A 26,265-nucleotide genomic window follows, 5' to 3' on the forward strand; every position below is an offset into this window, starting at 1 on the left:
CTCCCGGCCATGCCCGCCAGACCCCGCTCCACGCCACGCCAGATCAAACCCGAGCTGGAGCACGACTACGCCCGCTCGCCCGATCTGGGCTACGAGGCGCCGGGTGAGGCCGGGTTCATCCGCTGTCTGTCGCACGGCTTCCCGACGCCGCTGGCGCGCTGGCACTACCACGACGAGTACGAGCTGCACCTCATCACCAGCACCTCGGGCAAGGCCTTCGTGGGCGACTGGATCGGCCAGTTCCAGCCCGGCCACCTCGTGCTGACCGGCCCGCGCCTGCCGCACAACTGGCTGTCGATGGACCTGCCGGAAGGCGGCGTGCCCGAGCGCGATCTGGTGATCCAGTTCCACCACGAGCCGATCACGCGCTCGGCCGCCAACATCCCCGAGCTGGCCGAGGTGCTGCCGCTGCTGGAACGGGCGCGGCACGGCATCGAGTTCTTCGGCATGGGCGAGCGGGCGCAGCAGCACTGGCACCGCGTCAAGGCTGGTCGCGGGCTGCGGCGCTTCACCGCGTTCTGCGACTTCCTGTGCGACCTCTCGGCGAGCACCGACTACCGGCTGCTGTCGAACGTGCAGATGCAGAGCGTGGACGACGACGACTCGCTCGACCAGATCGACGCCGTGGTCAGCCGCATCACCGACAACCTCGCGCAGCCCTTTTCGGCGGCCGACATCGCGGTCGAACTCGGCATGAGCGAGAGCCGCTTCAGCCGCTTCTTCCGCCGCGCCACCGGCAACACCTTCACCGACTTCGTCAACCGCGTGCGCATCAACCGCGCCTGCCAGTTGCTGATGGAGTCGGACCGGCTGATCACGCACATCTGCTACGAAGTCGGCTTCAACAACGTCGCCAACTTCAACCGCCGCTTCCTGGAAATCAAGGGCATGACCCCGAGCGAGTTCCGCAAGCAGGCGGACAACCGTTTCGGGACCACTGCATGTACCTAGGCATCGATCTCGGCACGTCCGAAGTCAAGTTCCTGCTGCTCGACGCGCAGCACCAGATCCACGCCGTCGTCGGCGAGCCACTGACCGTGCAGCGCCCGCAGCCGCTGTGGAGCGAGCAGGCGCCCGCCGCGTGGTGGGCAGCGACCGAGCGGGCGATGCAGCGGCTGAAGGCGGAACACGGCGCGGCGCTGGCGCAGGTGCGCGCGATCGGGCTGTCCGGGCAGATGCACGGGGCGGTACTGATGGACGCGGCCGGCGAGGTGCTGCGGCCGGCGATCCTGTGGAACGACGGGCGCAGCGGGGCCGAGTGCGCCGAGCTGGAGGCGGCGTGTCCGCGGCTGCACGCCATCGCCGGTAACCTGGCGATGCCCGGCTTCACGGCGCCGAAGCTGCTGTGGGTGCGCCGGCACGAGCCGGCGGTGTTCGACCGCACGGCCACGGTGCTGCTGCCCAAGGACTGGCTGCGCTTCATGCTGACCGGCGAGCGGGTCGGCGAGATGAGCGACGCGGCGGGGACGCTGTGGCTCGACGTGGCGGCGCGGCGCTGGTCGCCTGAAGTGCTGGCCGCCACCGGCTTGACCGAGGCGGAAATGCCGCGGTTGGTCGAGGGCAGCGCGGTGTCGGGGGTGCTCAAGGCCGAGCTGGCCGAGCGCTGGGGCCTGTCGGCGGGCGTGGTGATCGCGGGCGGCGGCGGTGACAACGCGGCCAGCGCGGTCGGCATCGGCGCGGTGCGGCCGGGCGAGGGCTTTGTCTCGCTGGGCACGTCGGGCGTGATCTTCCTGACCAGCGACCGTTTCCGCCCGAACCCGGCCAGCGCGATGCACGCCTTCTGCCACGCGCTGCCCGGCACCTGGCACCAGATGAGCGTGATGCTCAGCGCCGCCAACGGGCTGCGCTGGGTGACGCAGCTCGTCGGCGCGGCCAGCGAGGCGGTGCTGCTCGAACAGGTCGCGCAGATGACGCCGTCGCAGCGCGAACGCGCGCCGCTGTTCCTGCCCTACCTCAACGGCGAGCGCACGCCGCACAACAACCCGCACGCGCAGGGCAGCTTCTTCGGGCTGACGAATGACCACGACGCGGCGGCGCTTGGGTATGCGGTGGTGGAGGGCGTGACCTTCGGGCTCCTGGACGGGTGGCACAGCCTGGGCGTGCAGCCGGGGGAGGTGGCGAGCCTGTCGCTGGTCGGCGGCGGGGCGCGCAGCGCGCTGTGGGCGCAGATGCTGGCCAGCGCGATCGGGGTGCCGATGGTGACGCGGCAGGGCGGCGAAGCGGGCGGGGCGCTGGGGGCGGCGCGGCTGGCGTGGCTCGCGGAGGGCGGGGCGGTGGACGAGGTCTGCCGGGCGCCGGAGGTGGCGGCGACGTTCGTGCCGGATGCGGGCGAGGCGGCGGTGCTGGGTCCACGGTATGCGCGATTCAGGGCGTTGTATCTTGCGGTCGAAGGCTTGTTCTCTACTGTTCCGCGTCAATCAGGGTGAGAAGAGCGCGTCAATCAAGGTGAGAAGAACGGCGGGGGTGGGAGCCTGGAGGGCGTAGCCCGACAGGCTCCCACCCCGCTGGCGAGGATCTGCCCGTGGGGCACTTCGTTGGTGATCGCGGTGAGTCCGGTATGAAGGGGTTTCTCGACCTTGCGAGGACCTTCGTGCCGGGAAGACACATCCACGATCACCAGATGAGGTTGTTCATGAAGCTCAGGCTCTCCAAGACACTGCCGGTAGCGGCGGCCCAGGCAGGTATCAGTGTGGCCACGGCCTACCGCTTTGGACACGACCCACGGCTGCCGTCGGACAAGCAGACCCAGCGCGAGCGACGGCGTGCCGACCCGCTGGCCGACCTCTTCGAGGCCGAAGTTGTCCCGCTGCTGCAGGCCGCCCCCGGCCTGCGGCCGATAGCGATCTTCGACGAGTTGAGGCGGCGCCATGCGGACCTCCCGCCCGGCGTTCGCCGCACCCTTGAGCGCCGAATCCGCGCCTGGCGAGCCTTGCATGGCGAGGAACGCGACGTGATGTTCCGCCAGGTGCATGAGGCCGGTCGCATGGGGCAGTCCGACTTCACCGAGATGGGCGACCTGGCCGTCAGCGTGGCCGGCTTGCCGCTGGACCACAGGCTGTACCACTTCCGACTGGTGTGCTCGGGCTTTGAGCACGCCCACGTCATCCTGGGCGGCGAGAGCTACGTCGCGCTGGCCGAAGGCCTGCAGAACGCGCTGTGGGCGCTGGGCGGCGCGCCGCGCGAGCATCGCAGCGACAGCCTGTCGGCGGCGTACCACAATCTCGACGCCGATGCGCGCGAGGACCTGACCTCGCGTTACGACGCCCTGTGCGCGCACTACCAGATGGAGCCCACCCGCAACAACCGCGGCGTGGCCCACGAGAACGGCGCCATCGAGAGTTCGCACGGGCACTTGAAGCACGCGGTGCGCGACGCGCTGCTGCTGCGCGGTGCCGCGGACTTCGCCGACCTGGCCACCTACCGCCGATTCATCGACGAGATCGTCAGCCGCAAGAACACCCGCAACGGCCCTCGCATCGACGCCGAGCGCTCGCTGCTGCAGCCCTTGCCGCCGACGCGCACCTGCGACTACGAGGAGACCTTCGTCTGCATCACCTCGTCGGGCGGCTTCACGCTGCGCAAGGTCTTCTACACCGTGCCCTCCCGGCTGATCGGGCATCGGGTGCGCGTTCGGCTCTATGACGACCGGCTGGAGTTGCTGCTGGGCGCGACCTTGCTGATGACGCTGCAGCGCGGCCGCAGTGGTGCCAACGGCAAGCACGGCCATGTCGTCGACTACCACCACGTCATCCATGCGCTGCGGCGCAAGCCCATGGCGCTGCTCAGCCTGGTCTACCGCGACCAGCTCTTCCCCCGGCAGGCCTATCGCCGAACGTTCGAGTTCCTGTGCGAAGAGTTGCCCGAGCGAGCGGCCTGCAAGCTGATGGTGGCGCTGCTGAGCCTGGCGCACGACCGGTCCTGCGAGGCGCAGTTGGCGGCCGTGCTGACCGATGATCTGGCGCATCGACGCCTGCCCGACATCCTGGCCTTGCTGGCCCGCTTCGCACCGGACCCGGCCCGCTTGCCGGACGTCTCGGTACAACTGGCACCACTGAGTTCCTACGACGTCCTGATGGACACGGCTGTGCAGGTGGCCGCATGAACGAGAACTTCGATGCCGCGCGGCTGACGTTGCTGCTGTCGGAGCTGCGCCTGCCGGCCACCAAGCAGCTCTGGGCCAGCTTCGCCGAACAGTCGGACAAGGAGGGCTGGCCGGCCGCACGGCTGCTCACGGTGATCGCAGAGAACGAACTGGCCGAGCGCGACCGGCGGCGCATCGAGCGGCACCTGGCCGAGGCCAGGCTGCTGCCGGGCAAGACGCTGGACAACTTCGACTTCAACACCGTGCCCATGGTCTCCAAGGCCCAGGTAATGGCGCTGTGCGCCGGCGACGAATGGCTGCGCAACGGCTCCAACATCCTCCTGCTTGGACCGCCGGGCGGCGGCAAGTCCCACCTGTCCTCAGCCATCGGCCTGGCGCTGCTGGAGAAGGGCTGGCGGGTGCTGTTCGCGCGGACTTCGGATCTCGTGCAGCGCCTGCAGGTGGCCCGCCGGGAGCTGGCATTGGAGGCGGCGCTGACCAGGCTCGACCGCTTCGACGTGCTGATCCTGGACGACCTGGCCTACGTCAGCAAGGACCAGGCGGAATCGTCCGCCCTGTTCGAGCTGATCAGCACGCGCTACGAGCGCCGCTCGCTGATCATCACGGCCAATCAACCATTCGGCGAATGGGGAAAAGTCTTCCAGGATGCCGCCATGACCCTGGCCGCTGTGGACAGGCTTGTCCACCACTCCACCATCTTCGAGATGAACGTGGAGAGCTACCGTCGGCGCACCGCCATTGAACGCAAGCAAGTAGGGGCAGGACGGCCAGCCAGCTATGCGACACCGAGGAATGTCGGTGGGTCCAAACCCGGCGACAGCACGCCCGTCGCATAGAGCTGCGGCGCGACAATCAAATGTCGGGCATGATCGTCGCGCCGCGACACTGTTCTCATCCAGATTGTCGCGCGCCTCTCATCCAGATTGACGCGCCACACTCTACCGCGTGACTTGAGACTACATACCCAAAAGGGGCACCTTTTGGTGCCCCTTTGGTCTGGATATCGAGTTAGCCGAGCAGATGCTTGACGATCTCGACGATGCAAGCAATCGCATCAGCAGCGTACGCGGCAATCAAGTTGCACAGTACGTCGTAGATGAACTTCTTCATGAGTCCTCTCCCTTGTCGGCCGGTGGTCGGGAGCGACAGGCTGGGCCGCAGACAGCTCTGTCACACGTCGCTGGCGGCGCTCAACGGCTTTGTTGCACAACTCCGCCGAAGCCGAGTTCCCCCTGACCCCAGACGGAGTTACGCCATAGCCTGCGTCACCGGGGTGCCCAGGTGGGTGAAGCGGTTGAGCACCGCGGCCCTCACCTGCAACTCCACCACCTGCCGCTCGAAGGTGCGTGCCATCACCCGCTCGCCCAGCAGCTTGAAGCAGCGCATCTTCGTCTCCACCAGCGAGCGCCGGTGGTAGCCGCTCCACTTCTTCCAGATCCCCCGGCCCAGCCGGTTCGTCGCCCGCAGTATCTCGTTGCGCGCCGCCGCCCCCGGCCGCTTGGCCTTCCACGGCTGGGCGTTCTTGCGCGTCGGAATCACCGCCTCGGCTCCCCGCTCGGCGATCGCGTCGTGGCAGTCCTGCGTGTCATACGCCCCATCCCCGCTCACCGACAGCACCGCCTCCTCGTCCGGAATCTGCCCGAGCAGCTCCGGCAGCATCGGCGCATCCCCCACGCTGTTGTCCGTCACCTCGATCGCCCGGATCTCCAGCGTCTGGGCGTCGATCCCCAGGTGTACCTTGCGCCACTGCCTGCGGTACTCCGCCCCGTGCTTCTTGGTCTTCCACTCGCCTTCGCCCAGCATCTTGATGCCCGTCGAGTCCACCAGCAGGTGCAGCCCGCCCCGGCTCGGCCTGGCCTTGATCTCCACCGTCAGCCGCTTCTCCCGGCGGCTCATCGTGCTGTAGTCCGGCGCCTGCCACTCCAGCCCCGACAGCCCCAGCACGCTCTGCACGAACCCCTGCGTCTGGCGCAGCGCCAGTCCGAACAGCACCTTCATCGTCAGGCAGCACTGCACCGCCGCGTCGCTGTACATCGCCGGTCGCCCCGGCTTGCCGCTGACCGGTGCGGCCTGCCACGCCATGTCCCGGTCCAGCCACATCGTCAGCGAGCCCCGCGCCCTCAGCGCCTTCGTGTACGGCGCCCAGTTCTTCGTCACGTACTTCTGCTTGGCTGGCTTGCTCATCCTGTCAGCCTACCTCACCGCTCGACCATCGGCCGGCGGGGTGGGTTGTGCAACAAAGCCGTTTGGTGGCGTCTTTGCCCTCGGCGTGGTTGAGCGTGAGCTTGGCTTCCCAGTTGTTCGGCAGTGTGTGCGCGTATTCGGCAAACACGCTTTGCCGGCGGTTGTTCCAGAGCGTCCAGTCTTGCGAGGTTGAGGCCGATACATCGAACTCGGCCAGCGAGCCGTCGGCGTAGGGCAGGGTCAACGAGCCCCACATCGGGGAGCGCTGCTTGGAGTCCTGGTAGTTCAGGCCCAGGGTCAGGATGCCGTTGTCGCCGACCTGGCCTTCAACAATGGCAGACAGGGCGGTGCGCTTGTTGTTCAGCGCGCGAAGGTAGGAGTCCTTGTCTTCTTGAGCCACCACCAGGCGGGCAGCCCACAGACCGTCTTTGGACAGCACCTTGTTGTAGTCCAAGGCCGCACGCTTTTGGCCGTACGAGCCGATGGTGAACTGCACCTCGCCACCGTCCTTGTTGGTGGGCCGTTTGCGCACGTAGTTGATGGTGCCCGAGGCCGTGCCCACGCCCGTGAGCAGGCCATTGGCGCCCCGGATCAGCTCGATCTTCTCGAACAGAAAGGTATCCAGCTGGCTTTCGCCGATGCCCCAGTCGTTGGTCGTACCCAGACCGTCGACCTGGGTCAGCATGATGTCGAACCCGCGTGTGCTGAAAGACGTGCGGTTGGTTTCCCACTCGTCCACAGTCAAGCCGGTGCCGAAGCGCAGTGCGTCGTTGCTGTCGGTGGCGCCGAAGTCGCGCAGGGTGTCCTTGTCGATGGTGCTGATCGATTGCGGCGTGTCCTTGACCGCCATCGGCAGGTTGGTCGCACCCTTGGAGACGCGGTTTTCGCGCTTGGCTGTTATCACGACGGTGGACAACTCCGCCGCCTGGGTGGCGGACGACGCGACCTGGGGCGAAGAAACTGTGGCTGAGGCGGGTGCAGACTGAGCGCGCAGGGTGGCCGGGATCAGGCCACCAGCGAGCAGGGCTGCCACAAGGGCCATGGGATGTTGGCGAGCGAGACGGTTCATGGGACAAGAGACAGCAACGTGTCTTCCGTAGGCGGGTGGAAGGGATCGCTGGCTTTTGGCACGCCGGTCGGCTCGGGCGATGGGCCCCGTCCGCGCTGCGTCAATGGCTTGCTGAATTGGTAATGATAACCATTCTTATTCAATTCGCTCGGTCTTGCGTCGAACGGGTACAACGCTTGGGTCTTGAAATTCCTGGGTTGCGAGCGGACTCGACTGGGCGAACCGTCACGCCTGAGCACGGCATCTGATGCTCTGGGGTGTGTTCACGCGGCCACTTTTGGGTTGCCAGGCCTGGGGGCTGGCGGGTCGTAGCAAGCCCAGTGGTTGTCGATACGCAGGCCGCCGGCACGTGCGAATGACGCGACGCTGTTGTCGATGCCATCGCGCCCGTGGGCCATCGCGTGCTCGCTGCCGCCAGCAATCCAACCGAGCTTGTCCAGCGGCGCAACCGCACACACCTTCGCCAACGGGTGATGCGCCACCCATCGCCCCTGCAAATCGAACTGCGCCACGCGCCCGGCGCGGGTGGCGCTCAGCATGAAACCTGCCGGCCGCGCAACGATGTCGCCGGCATAACCTTGCAGCGGCGCTCGTTCACCCACCCGCAAGTGCTGCCCGTCCCACAGGGCGATGAGTGGTGCGTCTCGTCGGTCTTCGGCAGCGTCGTGTTCGGCCTGCAGCGCCACGCCGACCAGGCCATTGCCATGCCGCGCCAGGTGCCGCAACGACAGCCGTTTGTCTGCCAGGCGCCAGGCACCCTGCGGGGCACCCTGGGCGTCCAGCCGCACCAGGCTGGAATCCATGGTGGACCGGTCGCCCTTCACGCGACCGCTTTCCGGGCGCGTGGGCACGCCGCCGTTGGCGACCAGCCAGCCGCCCTCAGGCAATGCCAGCACCGCATGCGGGTCGGTGCCGCCGGTGGGCCACTCTTGCAGCACGGCCAGCGTTTGCGCGTCGCGGCGCACCAGCAGGCCGGCGCCGTCGGCTGCATCGGTTTCGGTGCACACCAGCGCGTGTTGGCCGTCCGCCTGCACATGCCCGTTGAAGCTGCGGTCGGCCTCGCTCCAATGCCAGCGTGCCGTGGCTGCCGGGCTGCCCGGGCGCCAGCGCAGCATCCAGGCGCCGGGGCGGCGCGCCACCGCCACGAGTGTGGCGTTGGGGCCAGGCAGCACCGCATGGGCGCGGGTGGGCACCTGCAAGGCATGGCGGATGCGCAGCGGTGCCGGCGCGGTGGCATCAGCCCCGCCGGGTGCTGTCAACTCGAGCACGCCGACATGGTGGCAGCCTTCGGCGTCGTCCCAGGCCGCAGCCATGGCAACGACCCGGGTGGCTTCTCTTGCCTGAACCGCTACAGGCGCCGCCAGCAGCGCGGCCACGGCGTGAAGGCAGGCCCGACGGGTGATGCCCGCGCCCGCAGCGGAAGCGTCAGTCGCCGTCGGCATCCGAGAAGCCCACTCGCACCTCCAGCGCAGGCGCCACCTCCGCCTCGGCCAGGTGCTTGGCCTGGCCAAGCTGCTGCGCCGCGCGCGCCATGGTCGCGGGCCGGTTGTCGGCAGCGCCGCGCACGCCACGGCCGGCCTGGCCCATGGCCGCGTTCAATTGGTCAGCCAGCGTGTTGCGGCCACGGCCGCGCAAGTAGGTCTCGATGGGCACCAGCTGCCCCTGGCTACGCGGTGGCGCCGCCTGGCCCGCGAAAACGGCCGCTGCCTGCAGCGCCTGCCAACGCGCCGCACGTTCTTCGGCATCGATGCCAGCCCAGGGCCGCAGCGCAAGCGGCGCCTTGGCGCCCCGCGCGCGGGCCTCCTCCACCGGCCGCACCAGGCGCTGCAGGCGCAGTTGTTCCAGCCCGCCGATCCATTGGTTCAGGATTTCTCCGAAGGCCGCCACCACGGCTTCATCGTCCATCTCGCGTTCGGCCCCTGCCGCAAAGGCCTCGGCCACGGCATTGGCTTCACGTTGCAGGTCTCGCGCTGCTTCGGTGGCAAAGGCGCGGGCTGCGTCGTTGCGGGGTGCGGCCGGTGCCCACAGCAGCCACTCCAGCGCACCCAGGCCCTTGGCCGCGCTGCCGACGCGGTCCATCGCCGCTTCGCCAGACGGTGCGCCGTCGATCGCGCGCAACACCAGCGGGGTGCGCACGGGCTGAAAGTCCACCCGGCGGGCGCTGCGGCGAGTCACCAGGGGCCCGGTCGCGACAGAAGACAGTGCCGCCCAGGCCAGGGTTGCGGTTTTCCACGCTGTGCGGGCTTCTTCAACCGAGCCGGTGCCACCATCCAGCACCCGCACCAGCGCTGTACAAGCGGCCTGCCACGCGCGGGCGCGGGGCAGCGCGTGGCCTTGCAGGAAGCCCTTGACGAAATCTTGCGGGCCATACAGCGGCACCGCAACCTGGCGCCAGTTCGACTGCGCCCAGGCGGGCATGGCCGCCGCGTGGGCCGCCATGCCGACGAGTACAACGCGACGTTGCATCACAGTGACTCCACAAACTTGACCAAGGCGTCGCGGTCGCGGCGGCTGAACTTCAACACCTGCTGGCGGCTGGCCTCGGCCTCGCCACCGTGCCACAGGATGGCTTCCAACACGCCATCGGCACGGCCGTCGTGCAGCAGGCGCTGGTGGCCATTGACACCGCGGATCAGGCCGACACCCCACAGCGGCGGCGTCTTCCACTGGCGGCCGCTGGCCGCAAAGTCGGGCCGGCCATCGGCCAGGGCTTCGCCCAGGTCGTGCAGCAGCAGGTCGGTGTACGGCCAGATGCGCTGCCCCACCACCTTGGGCGACGCCAGCGCCGGGAACGGCGGCTCGCCGGTGGTGTAGCTGGGCCGGTGGCAGGCGGCACATTGCGCCTGCTGGAACAGCACCTGCCCGCGCTGCACCTGTGGGTCGTCCGCCCGGCGCCGGGCAGCGGGCGCCAGGGTGGCCTGGTAGAACACCACGTCGCCCAGCGTGCGGTCGTCGATCTCGGGCGCACCGTCGTGGCCGCCAGGCACCGCCGTGCGGCAGTCGGCCTGGGCGCCGGTGCAGGCTTGCTGCGGGTGCTTGCTCGACGTGATGCCGATGTCGCCCAAGAAGGCGCCGGCCGTTTGGTGCGCCAGGCTGGCCACGTTGGCCTTCCAGCCAAAGCGCCCCACCCGCGCTTCGCCTGCAAACGCATCCCATACCCGGTTGGGCTGGCCCTTGATGGGGCCCTGCGCTGCGGCCTGCTCGGCGGCGTTGGCCAGGATGTCGCGCTCGGCAATCGCCTCCAGCAAGCCCACGCCGGCCAGCTGCGGCGCGATGCGTGGGCTGGCCATCACATCGGCGCGCATCGGCCCGTAGCCCAAGTCCTTGAAGCCGTACAGCGGCTTGCGCAACACATACGGCGTGCCATCGGCAAACCGGCCTCGGATGGGCACCTGGCGAATGGTGACCTGGCCCTCGGGCTTCACGCCCGGAATGGCGCTATTGTTGAACTGGTCGCCGTAGGTCGGCTCGGGCACCACACCGGCATGGGCTTCAGGCGTGCCGGGCACCGACAGGCGCATCAGCAGCGCCACCGGCTGCTCCTGCCCGGCTGGGCCGATGCGCTTGAACAGCTCAGGCGGCGCGCCGCGCCCGTCCTGTACGTGGCAGCCGCCACAGCTGCGGGCGATGAAATGCGGGCCCAGGCCATCACGCGCCTTGGTCGATGCAGGTGCTTCCACCCAGTTGCGGCGGAAGAAGGAATTGCCCACCGCAAAGCGGGCACGCTCTTCGTCCGACAAGGTGGCCAGCGGGAAGCTGAAGGCGTTGCGGCCATCGGCCCACACGGTGGTGTCGCCACCGGTGCGCACGTCGGCACTATCTGCAGTGCCGCCATCGGCGTGCGAGGCGGCGGCCACCAGCAGGCCCACGCCCGCCAAGGCTGCGGCCAGCGCTGGCAGGGCGCGCCGCGCGTTCACTTGGGATTCACCAGCGACAGCCGCGTGATGCCGATGGCCGCTGCCGCGTCCACCAGGTCTTTGCTTTGCTGCACCAGACTGTCGATGGTTTTCTGCATGCGCTGGCGGCCGGGGGCGTCCTTGCCGCCGATGATCTCGCGATCAAACGGCGCCTGGATGGCGCGTGCAGCGGCCACCGAAGCGGCCATCTGCTGGGTGGCGCGCGCGGCCAGCGTCGCGTCTCGCGCTGCCACCAGGTCGCGCAGCGACGGGCCTTGCAGTTCGCTGCCGTCCACGCGTTTCAGGCGGCCCAGCCACACGTTTTCGATGCCCAGCGCATTGGCCACGATGTCGCGGTGCGTGTTGTCCGAGAAGCAGGAATGTTCGTCTTCCTGGTCCTGCGTGTTCAGCGCCACCTCCATGCGCTCACCGGCCAGTTCGCCGCGCGACAGCGAGCCCAGCCCGACGATCATCTTGCGCAGCGATTCCAGGCCGCCGGCCTCGAACCGCGCCCGGTAGTTGCGCGCGCCGGGCGCCCAGGCCACCACCAGGTAGCGCAAGTCATCCACCAGCAGTTCGCTCACCACCGCCAGGTACTGCCGGCGGCGCGCTGCGTTGGGTGCCTTGCCATCGACAAAGTCTTCAAAACTGCGCGCGCCGGGGCCGGTTTCGCTCTGGTCCTGCCCCCACAACAAGAACTCGATGGCGTGCCAGCCGGCGGCGATGTTCTCTTCGCCGCCCTTCTCGTTCAGCCGCGCCAGGTTGGCCTTGCTGATGACGATGCGGGGGTCGTTGACGAGGCCGGCATTGGGCTTGCCCTGCACAGCGTCGATGTAGGCCTCGTCCAGCGGCCAGGAATTGAGGCGGCCTTCGGGGCCCTTGTCGTCATCGATCGGGCCGCCGTAGAAACGGAAGGCTTCGGTCTGGCCGTAGGCATCGCGTGCCGCAAGCCAGGCGCGGCGCGCGGCGGCCAGGGTGTCGGCAGCCGGTGCGGCCACGAAGGCTTGCACCGCCGTTTGCAGCGTTTGCCCGCCGGCCAGGCTGTCCCCATAGGCGGCGTGAACCAGGGCACCGTACTGGCGCAAGACGGCGTCTGGGCTGACACCGCCGGCCTGGGCCAAGGCCGCCAGCGGCCAGGGGGCTGCCAGCGCCGAGGCCACGCAGCCAGCGGCGGTTTGAAGAAGGTGACGGCGTTGGTTCATGGGCGGCTCTTGGCTCTGACACAGACAAATGTTGGCGAGTGCACCAATCTTAACTGATAATGATTAGCATTCATAGGCTTTGTTGCACAACTCCGCCGAAGCCGAGTTCCCCCTGACCCCAGACGGAGTTACGCCACAGCCTGCGTCACCGGGGTGCCCAGGTGGGTGAAGCGGTTGAGCACCGCAGCCCGCACCTGCAACTCCACCACCTGGCGCTCGAAGGTGCGCGCCGCCACCCGCTCGCCCAGCAGCTTGAAGCAGCGCATCTTCGTCTCCACCAGCGAGCGCCGGTGATAGCCGCTCCACTTCTTCCAGATCCCCCGGCCCAGCCGGTTCGTCGCCCGCAGTATCTCGTTGCGCGCCGCCGCCCCCGGCCGCTTGGCCTTCCACGGCTGGGCGTTCTTGCGCGTCGGTATGACCGCCTCGGCTCCCCGCTCGGCGATCGCGTCGTGGCAGTCCTGCGTGTCATACGCCCCATCCCCGCTCACCGACAGCACCGCCTCCTCGTCCGGAATCTGGCTGAGCAGCTCCGGCAGCATCGGCGCATCCCCCACGCTGTTGTCCGTCACCTCGATCGCCCGGATCTCCAGCGTCTGGGCGTCGATCCCCAGGTGAACCTTGCGCCACTGCCTGCGGTACTCCGCCCCGTGCTTCTTGGTCTTCCACTCGCCCTCGCCCAGCATCTTGATCCCCGTCGAGTCCACCAGCAGGTGCAGCCCGCCCCGGCTCGGCCTGGCCGTGATCTCCACCGTCAGCCGCTTCTCGCGCCGGCTCATCGTGCTGTAGTCCGGCGCCTGCCAGTCCAGCCCCGACAGCCCCAGCACGCTCTGCACGAACCCCTGCGTCTGGCGCAGTGCCAGTCCGAACAGCACCTTCATCGTCAGGCAGCACTGCACCGCCGCGTCGCTGTACATCGCCGGTCGCCCCGGCTTGCCGCTGACCGGCGCAGCCTGCCACGCCATGTCCCGGTCCAGCCACATCGTCAGCGAGCCCCGCGCCCTCAGCGCCTTCGTGTACGGCGCCCAGTTCTTCGTCACGTACTTCTGCTTGGCTGGCTTGCTCATCCTGTCAGCCTACCTCACCGCTCGACCATCGGCCGGCGGGGTGGGTTGTGCAACAAAGCCCTGTCGATGATGGAAAAGTGCCAGACGTGTTTCAAGATCGCCGAGGACACGTATGTCGCCCCGGCGCTGCTGCCGCTGGAAGACGCGGTGGCGGGGCAGATCGCCAGCCTCTGGCAAGGCGCCGAAGCCAAGGCCGAAGTGAAGCTGAATTACGCCTTTCTGCACGAAGGCGTGCTGCGGGCGCTGCTGTGCGGCATCGGTTCACAGGCCGGCGTGCAAGCGGTTTACTGGCGCTACGGCGTGTGTTTCTACGACCAGAAGGCAGCAGGCGTTGTGCGCATCCACAGTGAATTGCCAGACCCGAGCGGGCAGGGCGGAGGGTGGATTTCGGTGGAGACGACCGGGGCGAACGCGGCGGCGCTGGCGCGTAGCTTGGTGGCGTCGATCGAGCGAATCAACATCGGCGCGAAGCCGGAGGTGGTCTGGCGTGACGAGGCGCCTGCGGGCCGTGAGGTGGAGCCTGCTGAGCCGTTTGCGGCATTGCAGCCAGGACCGCAGCCACTGGCGTTGAGCGAGCCACGGCCGGTCTATGTGTCCTATGCCTGGGGCGGCGAGAGTGAACGGCTGGTCGATGCCCTCGAAGGCCGACTGGCCGACCGAGGCTACGTGCTGCGCCGTGACAAGCGCGAGCTGCGCCCCGGACACTGGATCTCGGAGTTCGAGCGGGAGATCGCCCGCGCTGACCGGGTCATCGTCGTGTTGAGTTCCAAGTACCTGAAGTCGATCTATTGCATGCAGGAGCTGGTCCATTTGCACGCCCAGGTGCTGGGCGACCGGGCGCGGTTCCATGGCAAGGTCATCGCCATTCCACTGGACGAAGTCAACATTACAGATCCTTGTGACCGACTCGATTGCACCCTGTACTGGCAAGGTGAACATGAAAGGCTGGAGGTCCAGTTGGCCAAGGTGAAGATGGCCCAGGTCGGCGATCAGACCCGTTTGCGGCTCTGGGCCATGGATGACATCCAGAAGAAGGCAGACACCATCCTTGGGTGGATCGCCGACGTGCTGATGCCCCGTGGCGCAGCAAGCTTGGATGCCGCCATCGAGCGGCTCCAGTCCTGACCTGCCCGCGCAGTCTTCCTCCCCGCTCCCGCCGCCTGGGCCTCACGCCACCTGGCGGTTTCCGGCCAGCGAGGACACGCTGGCGCTGGACGGGCAGGGCGTGCAGCGGCTGGGGTGGAGGTGGTCGACGGTCCAGTGCTTGACCAGCAGGGCCGGGAGCTGCTCGCCCTGCAAGCGCTCGCCGGCGATGGCCAGTCGGTGGGGCCTGTCCACCGGCTCGGTGCAGACCCACCAATGCACGTGCGGCTGCGGATGACCTTCGAAGGGCAGCACCCGCCACGCCGATCCCGTTTCCGGCATCAGACCGAAGCGACTGGGCTCGATGCGGCCCAATCCGAACCCCATGGCCTTCAGGGCCGCTTCCTTCAGCGTCCAGCGCTCCAGCAGGAAGTGTCGGCGCACCAGGTCGCTCGGCTCGGTCTGGTCCCACAGGCGCCACTCGTCCGGCGTCAGGACCATGGTCGCCAGTCCGGCGGGGTCGTGCAGTCCGTCGACATGTTCCACGTCCACGCCGACTTCCCGTCCACGGGCCACCACGACAGCGACCAGGCCGGGGCAGTGCGACAGGTTGAAGCGCAGGGACTGCAGCCCCGGATGGTGGTGACGGCACAGCGCCGGCTTGCCGGCATGCCCCGTCTCGAAGCGCCAGTCAGGCGGCGAGACCGGCGCACAGTCGCTCAGCACGCGGCGCAGCAGGGTGTGGGCACAGAGGTAGAGCCACTGGTCAGCGGGTCGGCGCAGCCGCGCCAGCCGTTCCCGCTCGGCGGTGTCCAGCGCCCAGCGGGCGGATGTCGCCGCATCTTCCTCGGGCGGCACCGCCAGCAAGTGGACCTGCACCTGGCGATCTCCCAGTCCTTGCTGCATCACCAATGTCGTTCTCTCCTGTGCAACCCGCCTCACCTGGGCACTCCGGTGACGTGGGCTGTAGCGTAACCCCGTCTGGGGTCTGGTCACCACCTGTGCGCCTTGTCACGCCCTGATCACGCTGTGCGCGTAGGGTTCTGGCAATCTCCGCCCCTTCCTCCACAGGACACCCCATGAGCCATTCCCCTTGTTCCGATGAAGCGTCCGATGTCAGCCCCCCCGTTGCCGGCCGACGGGCCTTTGTGCGCGACCTGGCCTTCGGCGGGCTGGCGCTGGGCACACTCGGTCTGAGCGGCTGTGGCGGCGGCAGTGACGAAGCGGCCCCCGCGGTCGCCGTCGCTGCCCCGACCGTCGCCTATGCCCACGGCGTCGCCAGCGGCGATCCGTTGTCCGACCGCGTGATCCTCTGGACCCGTCTGACGACCGCCGAGACCGCGGCCGTCACCGTCGCCTGGGAGGTGGCCACCAGCGCCGCGTTCACCACCATCGTCGCCAGCGGTACGACCACCACCGACGCCAGCCGCGACTGGACCGTCAAGGTCGACGCCACCGGCCTGCAGCCCGCGACCCGCCACTGGTACCGCTTCAAGGTCGGCACGCAGGTCTCGCCCGTCGGCCGCGCCCGCACGCTGCCGGTCGGCGCGGTCAGCCAGGTGCGGCTGGCGGTGTTCTCCTGCGCGCATTACGCGGCCGGCTACTTCAACGTCTACGCCGCCGCCGCGCAGCGCGACGACCTCGACGCGGCGCTGCACCTCGGCGACTACCTCTACGAATACGGCCGCGACGGCTACGCCAACGAGCAGGCCACCGCGCTCGGCCGCCTGGTCCTGCCGGCCACCGAGCTGCTGACGCTGGCCGACTACCGCCAGCGCTACGCCCAGGTCCGCACCGACGCCGACCTGCAGGCCCTGCACGCCGCCGTGCCGATGATCGCCGTGTGGGACGACCACGAAGTCGCCAACGACGCCTGGCGCAATGGCGCGGACAACCACACCGCGACCACCGAAGGCGCCTTCGCCGACCGCCGCGCCGCCGCCGTGCAGGCGTGGCACGAGTGGCTGCCGGTGCGCACCGGCGCGGACCGGCTGTCGATCTACCGCAGCTTCGCCTTCGGTGACCTGGTCGCGCTGCACATGCTCGACACCCGCGTGCTCGCCCGCGACCAGCAGCTCGACTACGCCAACTACCTCACCGCCACCGGCCTGAACGCCGCCGCGTTCACCTCGGCGATGAGCGACCCGGCGCGGCAGGTGCTCGGCACGGTGCAGTCGGGCTGGCTGCAGACGCAGATGAGCGCCTCGACCGCGACGTGGCAGGTGCTGGGCCAGCAGGTGCTGATGGGCCGCATGGACATCCCGGCGCCGATCCTGCTGGACGCGCTGGTGCCGGGCTCGGGCGTCAGCGTCTCGGCCTACGCGGCGATCGTCCACAAGGCCCGCACCGCGCCCGCCACGCTCACCGCGCCCGAACAGGTCATCCTCGCGCAGCCGAGCGTGCCGTACAACCTGGATGCGTGGGACGGCTACCCGGTGGCGCGCGAGACGCTGCTCGGCACTGCGCGGGCGCTGAACAAGAACCTCGTCGTGCTGGCCGGCGACACGCACAACGCCTGGGCCAGCGACCTGCAGGACGCCAGCGGCAACGCGGTCGGCGTCGAGTTCGCGACCAGCTCGGTGACCTCGCCCGGCTTCGAGACCGTGCTGCCGAACGAGAACCCGGCGGCGCTCGCCGCCGGCCTGACCGAGCTGATCGGGCCGCTGGTCTACGCCGACACGGCGCGCCGCGGCTACCTTGTGGTGACGGCCACGCCGGTCGAGTGCCGCGCGGACTGGGTGTACGTCAGCACGGTCGCGTCGCGGACGTACACGACGGTGTCGGACCAGGCGCTGCGTGTGCTGCCGGGAGTGGGGAATCGGAGGCTGGTGGCGGTTTGACGGCGTTCCGGGTGAGATCTACCATTGGTCATGACCCAGCCCACTGCCAGCACCGCCAAGCTCTTCATGTCCGGCCGCAGTCAGGCCGTCCGGTTGCCCAAGTCCCTGCGCTTCGAGGGCACCGAGGTGATCGCACGTCGGTTCGGCAACGGCGTGCTGCTGCTGCCGGCCGAGGCCCCGTGGGCGCTGATGCGCGAGGCGCTGGACGAGTTTGAACCTGGATTCGCGCTGCAGCGCGAGCAGCCCGAGCAGGCGAGCCGGGAAGACCTGCTGCCATGAGCACCACGGCGCAGGTGATGCCGCGCTACCTGCTCGACACCAACATCTGCGTCCACATCATCAACCGGCGCCCGCCGCATGTCTTCGACCACTTCGTCGGTCGGCAGATCGGCGAGATCGCCATTTCCTCGATCACCGGGGCGGAGCTGGCCTTCGGGGTCGCCAAGAGTGGTTCGGCCCGCAACCAGGCGGCGATGGACAAGTTTCTCGCACCGCTGGACATCCTGCCGTTCGACGCGGAGGCCATGCGCTGCTACGGCCCGCTGCGCAGCGAGCTGGAGCGGCAGGGGCGGCCGATCGGTGCGCTGGACATGCTGATTGCGGCGCATGCGTTGGCACTGGGTTGCACGCTGGTGACGAACAACACGCGGGAGTTCGAGCGGGTGCCGGGGCTGCGGCTGGAGAACTGGGCGTAGCGACGCGCTGGATGGATGCCCGATCGCTGTACGAGCGGCTGCGGGCGGAGTTCGGCCACGATCAGTGTTCATCGACCTGTTGCAGGAGCAAACCCCATGAGCGACCCCTCTTTCACCAGCGTCTGGGACGCCATCGAAGACACCCCCGAGGAAGCGGAGAACATGAAGCTGCGCTCGGCCCTGATGCTGGCGCTGAAGGATCACCTCTCCCGCGCCGCGATGAGTCAGGCCGATGCCGCCCGCCCGCTCGGCGTGACACAGCCGCGCATCTCGGACCTGATGCGCGGCAAGATCAACCTGTTCGCGCTGGACGCGCTGGTGAACATGGCGACGGCGGCGGGGCTGCGCATCGAGTTGAAGGTGACGGCTGGCGTTTGATGGTGGAGGTGAGGCGCGAACCCACCGATCAGTACCCCATCCCGAGTTCCTGCGCCTGCGCTGCCAGTTCGTCCAGCGCCTGATGCCTCTGCGCATCGAGGTGCGTCTTGTAGGCCATCACATCCTGATAGCGCACCCGGCGGTGCGTGCCGACCTTGTGGAACGGGATGTCACCCTTTTCCAGCAATCCCACCAGAAAGTGCCGTGAGACGTTGAGGATATCGGCCGCTTCCTGCGTCGTCAGTTCGGTCATGGAAGGTGCTCCCTGGGTTGGCTGGCTGCTATGCAGCATGGCTCAAGCGAAGGGTCACCCCCGCCAAGCCGCCATCAACCCCGCCCACTTCCCCCGCACCTTGGCGAGATTCCCCGCCTTCACCCGCCCATACCCCCGAATCTCCTCCGGCAACCGCGCAATCTCCACCGCCGCCCCCAGCCGCTCCGCCGACAGCCGCCCCAGCACCTCCTCGATCGCTGCCCGGTACTCGCCGATCAGCGCCCGCTCGGTGCGCCGCTCCTCGGTCCGGCCGAACGGATCGAACGCCGTGCCGCGCAGCCCCTTCAGCTTCGCCAGCCACGGCATCGCCCGGTGCATCCACGGCCCGAACGCCTGCTTGACCGCGTTCCCTTGCGCATCAGTCTTGCCGAGCAGCGGCGGCGCCAGGTGGTGGACGAGCTTGAACTCGCCCTCGAACATCGCGCCGATCTGCGCCGCAAACGCCGGGTCGCTGTGCAGCCGGGCGACTTCGTACTCGTCCTTGTAGGCCATCAGCTTGAACAGCCCGCGCGCCACCGCCTCGGTCAGCTTCGTGCTCGACAGCGGCGCCTCCGCCGCGCGCACCTTGGCGACAAACGCGCGGTACTCGTCCGCATACGCCGCGTTCTGGTAGCCGACGAGGAACTCGGCCCGCTTGGCGATCACCTCGTCGAGCGACGGGCGCTTGACGATCTGGATCACCTGCTGCGCCGCGAACAGGCTGCGCACGCTGTTCAAGTCGTGCGCGCAGCGGCGGCCCCATTCGAACGCCGCCTGGTTGTTCGCCACCTGCACGCCGTTCAGTTCCATCGCCTTCAGGATCGCCGCCCGGCTCAGCGGGATGCGGCCCTTCTGCCACGCGAAGCCCATCAGCAGCGGGTTGGTGTAGATCGAGTCGCCGAGCAGTTGCGTGGCTGCCTGCTCCGCGTCGAAGGCGCCCAGCCCGTCCGCACCGACCGCCGCCGTCAGCGCCGTGTCGCAGTTTCCGGCCGGGAACTGCCAGTCCGGGTTGTGGACAAACCCCGCCGTCGGCGCGCCGTGGTGGTTCAGCGCGACAAACGTGCGCCCGGCCTGCGTCGTTGCCAGCGTGGCCTTGTTCGCGCCGACGATCGGGTCGCAGGCGATCACCAGGTCGGCGCGGGCGATGTCCACCTTGGTGGTGTGGATCGCGTCCGGGCGGTTGGCGATCTGGATGTGGCTCCAGGTCGCGCCGCCTTTCTGCGCGAGGCCGCCCGCGTCCTGCGTGACCACACCTTTGCCTTCGAGGTGCGCGGCCATGCCGAGCACCTGCCCGATGGTGATCACGCCCGTGCCGCCGACGCCCGCGACGACGATGCCCCAGGCGCTCTCCGCCACCGGCAGCACCGGCTCCGGCAGCGGCGGCAGGGCATTCAGGTCACCGCGCTGCTCCTTCTTCGGCTTCCTGAGCTGCCCGCCCTCGACGGTGACGAAGCTCGGGCAGAAGCCCTTCACGCAGGAAAAATCCTTGTTGCACGAGTTCTGGTTGATGCGCCGCTTGCGGCCGAACTCGGTCTCGACCGGCTCGACGCTCAGGCAGTTGCTCTGCACCGAGCAGTCGCCGCAGCCCTCGCAGACCAGCTCGTTGATGACAACCCGCTTCTCGGGGTCAGCCATCGTGCCGCGCTTCCTGCGGCGGCGCTTCTCGGTCGCGCAGGTCTGGTCGTAGATGATCGCTGTCGTGCCCTTCAGTTCGCGGAACTGCCGCTGCACCGCGTCAAGTTCATCGCGGTGGTGCACCGTCACGCCCGGCGACAGCGCGACCCCCGCGTACTTCGCCGGCTCGTCGGTGACGATGACCAGCTTCGTCACGCCCTCGGCGAGGAGGCTCTGCATGATCTGCAAGACCGAGTGCCCCTCCGGCCGCTCGCCGACCCGCTGCCCGCCGGTCATCGCCACGGCGTCGTTGTAGAGCAGCTTGTAGGTGATGTTGACGCCCGAGGCGATGCTCTGCCGGATGGCGAGCAGGCCGCTGTGGAAATAGGTGCCGTCGCCGAGGTTGGCGAAGACGTGTGCGTCGGTGGTGAACGGCGCCTGCCCGACCCAGGCCACGCCCTCGCCGCCCATCTGGCTGAAGGTGACGGTGCTGCGGTCCATCCAGGTCGCCATGTAGTGGCAGCCGATGCCGGCCAGCGCGCGAGAGCCTTCGGGCACGCGGGTGCTGGTGTTGTGCGGACAGCCTGAGCAGAACCACGGCGTGCGGTCGCCGACCACCGCGACCGGCGCCGCCAGCGCCCGCTCCTTCGCGGCGATCACGTCGAGCCGCTGGTCCATGCGCGCGGCGATCTCGGCCGGCACGCCCAGCCGCTTCAGCCGCTTGACGATGGCCTTGGCGATGATCGCGGGTGTCAGGTCGGCCTTGGCGCGCAGCAGCCAGTTCTGGCTCGGGTTCGGCATCGACCACTCGCCGCCGGTCTGGTCGCCGTCCGGTTCGTCGAACTTGCCGAGCACGTTCGGCCGCACGTCGCTGCGCCAGTTGTACAGCTCCTCCTTGACCTGGTACTCGATGACCTGGCGCTTCTCCTCGACGACAAGGATCTCCTGCAGCCCCTGCGCGAAGTCGCGCGTGATCGTCGCCTCCAGCGGCCAGACCACGTTGACCTTGTGGACGCGGATGCCGAGCGCGCGGCAGGTGTCGTCGTCCAGCCCGAGGTCGATCAGCGCCTGGCGCATGTCGTTGTAGGCCTTGCCGCTGGCGATCAGGCCGAAGCGGTCGTTCGGCGTCGCGACGACGTTGTAGTTCAGCCGGTTGGCGCGCACGTAGGCGAGCGCGGCGTACCACTTGTGGTCCATCAGCCGCGCCTCCTGCTCCAGCGGCGCGTCCGGCCAGCGGATGTGCAGGCCGCCGGGCGGCATCTGGAAATCCTCGGGCAGCAGGATGTTCACGCGGTCCGGGTCAATGCTGACCGAGGACGACGACTCCACCACCTCCTGGATCGTCTTCATCCCCGCCCAGACCCCCGCGTAGCGGCTCATCGCCAGCGCGTGCAGCCCCATGTCGAGGATCTCCTGCACCGTGCTCGGGAAGAACACCGGCATGCCGCAGGCCTTGAAGATGTGGTCGCTCTGGTGCGCGGCGGTGCTGCTCTTGCTGATGTGGTCATCGCCGGCGATGGCGAGCACGCCGCCATGGCGCGCGGTGCCGGCCATGTTGGCGTGCTTGAAGACGTCGCTGCAGCGGTCCACGCCCGGCCCCTTGCCGTACCAGAGACCGAACACGCCGTCGTGCTTTTTCGTCTGCGGGAACAGGTCGAGCTGCTGCGTGCCCCAGACCGCGGTGGCGGCGAGTTCCTCGTTCACGCCGGGCTGGAAGACGATGTTCTGCGCAGCGAGGTGTTTCTTGGCGGCCCAGAGCGACTGGTCATACGTGCCGAGTGGCGAGCCGCGGTAGCCGCTGATGAAGCCGGCGGTGTCCAGGCCGGCCGTCTTGTCGCGCGCCTGCTGCAGCATCGGCAGCCGGACCAGCGCCTGCACGCCGCTCATGAAGGCGCGGCCGTGGTCGAGCGTGTACTTGTCGTCCAGCGTGACCGCATCGAGCGAACGGCGGACGGCATCGGGCAGGGGGGCGTTCATGGCAGGACTCCAGCGCGGGCCACCGGGCGGGGTGGAGGGGGTGGCCGATGCCGGAAAGTGTAGGCATCCACGCCCGACAGGTGTTTTCTTTTCATGCCCTGAATACACTGCCAAAAGCAAGCATCGATACCAGAGAGCCTCATGAGCGAAACAACGTTGCCAGAATCGCCTGATTTAGGGAAAACCCGCAATTCCACCGAAGGCGGACTCGACCGCTACGACATCGCCATCCTGGCCGAACTGCAGCGCGATGCGCGGCTGTCGAACGCCGAGCTGGCCAGCCGCATCGGGCTGTCGGCGGCACCCACCTGGCGGCGCGTGAAGTGGCTCGAAGACGAGGGCTACATCACCGGCTACCGCGCCGAGATCGACCGCCGCCGCATCGGCCTGGGCGTGCTCGCCTTCGTGCGCGTGGACGCCGAGCGCAACAACGCCGAGGCCACGCGCGCGCTGGAGGACGGCCTGCGCGCGATGCCCGAGGTCGTGTCCTGCCACTACATCAGCGGCACCGGCACCTTCGAGCTGCAGGTGGTCACCACCGACCTCGACGCCTACTCGCGCTGGGCCCGCGACACGCTGTTCAAGGTGCCCAACGTCAAGGACATGCACACCAGCTTCTCGCTGGGCGAAGTGAAAGCGGGCGCAGCCTGGCCGCTCGGGCACCTCACGCATTCAGGCGGGCGGGCCTGAGGGGTGGGAAAATTGCACGGAATCGGGGAAGATCGGCCACGATCCACACCGATGCCCCACTGTTCCGTGCACCGTCTTTTCATTTCCGCGGCTGACCGGCTGCTCGGCCCCGCAGGGCCGCAGCGCTGGCGCGTCAGCCAGAGCCTGATCGCGCTGGGCGCCTATGCCGTGCTGGCGCTGGTGCTGTTCTGGCAATGGCGCCTGGAGTTGATCGGCACGCGCGCGGCATGGCCGCTGGGGCTGGCGGCTCTGGCGTGTGGACTCGGGTTCGTGGGGCTGATGCGCAGCGGGCTGAATCTGGTGCTGCACCGGCGCTTCGGCATCGAGCCATCGCTGACGCTGGCGCAGTCGGTCACCGGCCTGTTCGGGGCCGTGTGGGTCTATCTGGTCACCGGGCCGACACGCGGCGCGGCGCTGGGCTTGCTGGTGCTGGTGGTCGTGTTCGCGATGTTCCGGCTCGGTCCGCGCGAGGCGCTGGGGCTGGCGGCGGCGGCCTTGCTGTTGCTCGGTGCGGCTTCGCGCTGGCTGACCCTGTCGGATGCGTTCCGGTTTCCGGCCGAGGTCGAGGCGCTGAACATGGCTTACACCACGGTGGTGGTGGCCGGTGTGGCGTTGCTGGCGATGCGGGTGACGCAGCTGCGCGAGCAGCACCAGCGGCAGCGCACCGAATTGCAGCAGGCCCTGTCCCGCATCAGCGAACTCGCCACGCGCGACGAGCTGACCGGCCTGCCCAACCGCCGCGCCATCCTCGACCAGCTCGCCACCGAAACCGCCCGCCATGCCCGCAAGAAGCAGCCGCTGGCGGTCGCGCTGATCGACCTCGACCACTTCAAGCGCATCAACGACGCCCACGGCCATGCCGGCGGCGACCAGGTGCTGCGCGGCTTCGCGCACCGGGTCGAATCCGAGCTGCGCGGCGGCGACGTGATGGCGCGCTGGGGCGGCGAGGAGTTCCTGCTGATGTTGCCGGACACCTCGATCGAGGCGGCGCAGCAGTGTCTGCAGCGGCTGCGCGATCGGCTGCGCGCGGCGCCGTTCGACGAAGTGGCGCCGGGGCTGCAGCTCACCTTCTCGGCGGGGGTGACCGGCTGCCTGGGCCAGGGTGACATCGACAGCGCGATCGAGCGGGCTGACCAGGCCATGTACCGGGCCAAGGACGCTGGACGCAACCGGACCGAGGCGAGCTGAACGCGGGCGGCGCTCGGGCAGCGCTCGGGCTGGTGCGGTTCTCGCATGGGGAGGCATAGGCGCACCGTTCCGGTGCGACCACGCCAGGAGACCCCATGAACCGCCACGACGTCACCGAACTGATCATCGAAACCAAGGTCCGCCAGGGCATCACCTGGGCGCAGGTCGCCGAGCGGGTCGGGCTGAGCAAGGAGTGGGTCACCGCTGGCTGCCTCGGCCAGATGACCTTCACGGCGGAACAGGCCGCGGTGATCGGCGAGGTGTTCGCGCTGCCCGAGGAGGCGGTGCGCTGGCTGCAGGTCGTGCCGTACAAGGGCTCACTGCCGACCTCGGTGCCCACCGATCCGCTGATCTACCGCTTTCACGAGCTGGTGAGCGTCTACGGCATGACCTTCAAGGAGCTGATCCACGAGGAGTTCGGCGACGGCATCATGAGCGCGATCGACTTCAAGATGGACCTGCAGCGCGAACCCGACCCGAAGGGTGACCGGGTCAGCATCACGATGTCGGGCAAGTTCCTGCCGTACAAGACCTATTGATCTGTCGATCTGTCGAGGGCCGGTCTGTCACCCGGCTTCGCTCACTTGGGCCACAGCACCCACAGCTTCAGCGGCTGCTTGGTGCGCCCGGCACGGTCCTCCACCCCGTCGCCCCAGCCCCAGAAGTAGTCGGCGCGCACCGAGCCGATGATCGCGCTGCCCGTGTCCTGCGCCACCACGAGGCGCTGCAGCGGGCGCGGGGCGGGCGGGTTGGCGCTCCAGACCTGCGGCTCGGTGCTGGCCATCCAGACGGGGGTGCCGTAGGGGATGCTGTCCTTGTCCACCGCGATCGAGCGGCCGGGGGTCAGCGGCACGCCCTGCGCGCCGACCGCGCCGATCGCCGGGTCGGCCAGCGGCTCCTCGCGGAAGAAGACGTAGCGCGTGTTGACGGCCAGCATCTCCTTGATGCGCTGCGGGTTCTGGCGTGTCCACTGGCGGATCGCCGGCCAGCTTGCCTGGTCCAGCGTGAACGCGCCTTGCTCCACCAGCCAGCGGCCGACCGACTGATAAGGCTGGTCGTTGTGCCCCGCGAACGCCAGCCGCACCGTGCGCCGCACACCACCCGGCTCGGTGTAGATCAGCCGCCCGGATCCCTGGATCTGCACCAGCAGCAGGTCCATCGGATCCGCCAGCCAGGCGATTTCGCGGCCCTTCAGCGCTGCCTGGGCCGCGGGCAGGGTGTCGATCTCGCCGCGGGTGAACCAGGGCTTGCGCACGCCGTGGTCGGCGGGCAGGGCGTGGACCGGCACGGTGTGGCGCTCGGTGCGCACGCGGCTGGCCTCCAGCAGCGGCTCGAAGTAGCCAGTGAGCAGGCCGTCGGGCTTGCCCTCGGCGCTTTCCACGCGCCAGGGCTGCAGCCGCGACTGGAGCAGCTGGCGCACCTGCGCCTCGTTCGGTCCGGGGCCGAGGCGGCGCACCTCGCGGCAGACCGCATTCCACTCCGAGGCGAAGGCGACGGGGCTGAAGCTGACCGTGCCGGTGGCGATGCTGGCCGCTGCCAGACCGCGGCCGCTGGTGTTGCCACTGTTGGCGGCGGTGAGGGCCTTGTCGCAGCTGCGCTGCAGCGCGGGCCAGGCCATCAGCGTCTGGTCGGCATCCCAGCCCGGCAGATCCGCCCATTCGCCGCGCACCCAGCGCCCGCGGGGCGTCGTGCGGATCTCGGCATCGGCGGCGGCGGGTGGCGGGGTCTGCACCGACGGCGGGATTTCCAGCGGCGGCGCGGGTGGCTGGCGCGGACCGCTGCCGCAGCCGGCCAGCGTGCCTAGAATCGCGGCCACCAAGGTGGCGCCGACCCGCTGGCGCACGCGGTGCGCGCAGTCGGCGCCGATCGAAAGGAACAAGGACATGACGCTGCTCATTCTGGAAGCACTGGGGGCCGGATTGCTGTTGGTGGGGATCGTCTGGTGGACGATGTTCTCGGGGCGCCGCGGTGGCGAGCGCATCGAGGACACCCCGGACAAGCAGGACGCCCCGGACGACCGGCGACTGTAG

At 68.9% G+C, this 26,265-nt stretch carries 23 protein-coding genes and 1 pseudogene; 13 read left to right on the forward strand and 11 right to left on the reverse strand.

Annotated features, from left to right (window positions below):
* The first annotated feature begins 9 nt into the window (after window positions 1–9).
* From U5O44_RS12250 to istB, 4 genes are all read left to right on the forward strand, one after another.
* Window positions 10–951: an AraC family transcriptional regulator gene (locus U5O44_RS12250; protein ID WP_322588750.1), complete on the forward strand. Its 942-nt coding sequence runs from the start codon at window positions 10–12 to the stop codon at window positions 949–951.
* Window positions 942–2,426, forward strand: coding sequence for a xylulokinase (gene xylB / locus U5O44_RS12255; protein WP_322588751.1), 1,485 nt, complete (start codon window positions 942–944; stop codon window positions 2,424–2,426). Before U5O44_RS12250 ends, xylB begins: the two co-directional genes overlap by 10 nt.
* A gap of 164 nt (window positions 2,427–2,590) precedes the next feature.
* A complete protein-coding gene (gene istA / locus U5O44_RS12260; protein WP_416222170.1) occupies window positions 2,591–4,102 on the forward strand; it encodes an IS21 family transposase in 1,512 nt (503 codons plus the stop codon).
* Window positions 4,099–4,938, forward strand: a complete 840-nt coding sequence (istB, locus tag U5O44_RS12265; protein WP_322588753.1) for an IS21-like element helper ATPase IstB — start codon at window positions 4,099–4,101, stop codon at window positions 4,936–4,938. The genes istA and istB overlap by 4 nt, the downstream gene beginning before the upstream one ends.
* A gap of 412 nt (window positions 4,939–5,350) precedes the next feature.
* On the opposite strand, the gene U5O44_RS12270 is transcribed toward istB, so the two are convergent.
* From U5O44_RS12270 to U5O44_RS12300, 7 genes are all read right to left on the reverse strand, one after another.
* Window positions 5,351–6,286: an IS5 family transposase gene (locus tag U5O44_RS12270; RefSeq protein ID WP_322588754.1), complete on the reverse strand. Its 936-nt coding sequence runs from the start codon at window positions 6,284–6,286 to the stop codon at window positions 5,351–5,353.
* Window positions 6,287–6,290: 4 nt separating this feature from the next.
* The gene (locus U5O44_RS12275) at window positions 6,291–7,355 is read right to left on the reverse strand and encodes a TonB-dependent siderophore receptor (RefSeq protein WP_322588755.1); all 1,065 of its coding nucleotides are present in this window, start codon (window positions 7,353–7,355) and stop codon (window positions 6,291–6,293) included.
* Window positions 7,356–7,618: 263 nt separating this feature from the next.
* Complete coding sequence (locus U5O44_RS12280) at window positions 7,619–8,668, reverse strand: DUF1513 domain-containing protein (RefSeq protein ID WP_322588756.1); 1,050 nt, start codon at window positions 8,666–8,668, stop codon at window positions 7,619–7,621.
* Window positions 8,669–8,780: 112 nt separating this feature from the next.
* Window positions 8,781–9,821 (reverse strand): imelysin family protein, encoded by a 1,041-nt coding sequence (locus tag U5O44_RS12285; RefSeq protein ID WP_322588757.1) that lies wholly within the window; start codon window positions 9,819–9,821, stop codon window positions 8,781–8,783.
* Window positions 9,821–11,272, reverse strand: coding sequence for a di-heme oxidoreductase family protein (locus U5O44_RS12290; RefSeq protein WP_416222171.1), 1,452 nt, complete (start codon window positions 11,270–11,272; stop codon window positions 9,821–9,823). The genes U5O44_RS12285 and U5O44_RS12290 overlap by 1 nt, the downstream gene beginning before the upstream one ends.
* Window positions 11,269–12,453, reverse strand: a complete 1,185-nt coding sequence (locus tag U5O44_RS12295) for an imelysin family protein (protein ID WP_322588758.1) — start codon at window positions 12,451–12,453, stop codon at window positions 11,269–11,271. The genes U5O44_RS12290 and U5O44_RS12295 overlap by 4 nt, the downstream gene beginning before the upstream one ends.
* Before the next feature lie 128 nt (window positions 12,454–12,581).
* Window positions 12,582–13,517 (reverse strand): IS5 family transposase, encoded by a 936-nt coding sequence (locus U5O44_RS12300; RefSeq protein WP_322588759.1) that lies wholly within the window; start codon window positions 13,515–13,517, stop codon window positions 12,582–12,584.
* Between the two features lie 69 nt (window positions 13,518–13,586).
* Between U5O44_RS12300 and U5O44_RS12305 the strand changes: the two genes are divergently transcribed.
* Window positions 13,587–14,642 (forward strand): TIR domain-containing protein, encoded by a 1,056-nt coding sequence (locus U5O44_RS12305; RefSeq protein WP_322588760.1) that lies wholly within the window; start codon window positions 13,587–13,589, stop codon window positions 14,640–14,642.
* A gap of 42 nt (window positions 14,643–14,684) precedes the next feature.
* On the opposite strand, the gene U5O44_RS12310 is transcribed toward U5O44_RS12305, so the two are convergent.
* Window positions 14,685–15,506, reverse strand: coding sequence for a 4'-phosphopantetheinyl transferase family protein (locus U5O44_RS12310; protein ID WP_322588761.1), 822 nt, complete (start codon window positions 15,504–15,506; stop codon window positions 14,685–14,687).
* A gap of 173 nt (window positions 15,507–15,679) precedes the next feature.
* Here U5O44_RS12310 and U5O44_RS12315 point away from each other — a divergent pair, with 173 nt between their 5' ends.
* The 4 genes from U5O44_RS12315 to U5O44_RS12330 all read left to right on the forward strand — a co-directional run bounded on the left by U5O44_RS12315 (window position 15,680) and on the right by U5O44_RS12330 (window position 18,513).
* A complete protein-coding gene (locus U5O44_RS12315; protein ID WP_322588762.1) occupies window positions 15,680–17,440 on the forward strand; it encodes an alkaline phosphatase D family protein in 1,761 nt (586 codons plus the stop codon).
* Between the two features lie 30 nt (window positions 17,441–17,470).
* A complete protein-coding gene (locus tag U5O44_RS12320) occupies window positions 17,471–17,719 on the forward strand; it encodes an antitoxin (protein ID WP_322588763.1) in 249 nt (82 codons plus the stop codon).
* The gene (vapC, locus tag U5O44_RS12325; protein ID WP_322588764.1) at window positions 17,716–18,135 is read left to right on the forward strand and encodes a type II toxin-antitoxin system tRNA(fMet)-specific endonuclease VapC; all 420 of its coding nucleotides are present in this window, start codon (window positions 17,716–17,718) and stop codon (window positions 18,133–18,135) included. The genes U5O44_RS12320 and vapC overlap by 4 nt, the downstream gene beginning before the upstream one ends.
* Window positions 18,136–18,231: 96 nt before the next feature.
* Window positions 18,232–18,513: a helix-turn-helix domain-containing protein gene (locus U5O44_RS12330; protein WP_322588765.1), complete on the forward strand. Its 282-nt coding sequence runs from the start codon at window positions 18,232–18,234 to the stop codon at window positions 18,511–18,513.
* A gap of 28 nt (window positions 18,514–18,541) precedes the next feature.
* On the opposite strand, the pseudogene U5O44_RS12335 reads toward U5O44_RS12330, so the two are convergent.
* A pseudogene (locus U5O44_RS12335) lies at window positions 18,542–18,772 on the reverse strand (helix-turn-helix domain-containing protein); the annotation flags it as partial.
* Between the two features lie 48 nt (window positions 18,773–18,820).
* On the reverse strand, window positions 18,821–22,357 hold the full coding sequence (locus U5O44_RS12340) for an indolepyruvate ferredoxin oxidoreductase family protein (RefSeq protein ID WP_322588766.1): 3,537 nt from the start codon (window positions 22,355–22,357) through the stop codon (window positions 18,821–18,823).
* Window positions 22,358–22,498: 141 nt separating this feature from the next.
* Between U5O44_RS12340 and U5O44_RS12345 the strand changes: the two genes are divergently transcribed.
* The 3 genes from U5O44_RS12345 to cynS all read left to right on the forward strand — a co-directional run bounded on the left by U5O44_RS12345 (window position 22,499) and on the right by cynS (window position 24,774).
* Window positions 22,499–23,047 (forward strand): Lrp/AsnC family transcriptional regulator, encoded by a 549-nt coding sequence (locus tag U5O44_RS12345; RefSeq protein WP_322588767.1) that lies wholly within the window; start codon window positions 22,499–22,501, stop codon window positions 23,045–23,047.
* A gap of 51 nt (window positions 23,048–23,098) precedes the next feature.
* Window positions 23,099–24,235 carry a GGDEF domain-containing protein gene (locus U5O44_RS12350; RefSeq protein ID WP_322588768.1) on the forward strand — a complete coding sequence of 379 codons (1,137 nt, stop codon included), beginning with the start codon at window positions 23,099–23,101 and terminating at the stop codon, window positions 24,233–24,235.
* Between the two features lie 95 nt (window positions 24,236–24,330).
* Window positions 24,331–24,774, forward strand: coding sequence for a cyanase (gene cynS, locus U5O44_RS12355; RefSeq protein WP_322588769.1), 444 nt, complete (start codon window positions 24,331–24,333; stop codon window positions 24,772–24,774).
* Between the two features lie 41 nt (window positions 24,775–24,815).
* Here cynS and mltA read toward each other — a convergent pair whose 3' ends face one another.
* Window positions 24,816–26,120: a murein transglycosylase A gene (mltA, locus tag U5O44_RS12360; protein ID WP_322588770.1), complete on the reverse strand. Its 1,305-nt coding sequence runs from the start codon at window positions 26,118–26,120 to the stop codon at window positions 24,816–24,818.
* On the opposite strand from mltA, the gene U5O44_RS12365 reads away from it, so the two are divergent.
* Window positions 26,119–26,265: a hypothetical protein gene (locus U5O44_RS12365; protein WP_322588771.1), complete on the forward strand. Its 147-nt coding sequence runs from the start codon at window positions 26,119–26,121 to the stop codon at window positions 26,263–26,265. The two genes, mltA and U5O44_RS12365, sit on opposite strands and share 2 nt — an antisense overlap.

The sequence above is a fragment of the Sphaerotilus sp. genome (assembly GCF_034519685.1).
Taxonomy (GTDB): domain Bacteria; phylum Pseudomonadota; class Gammaproteobacteria; order Burkholderiales; family Burkholderiaceae_C; genus Sphaerotilus.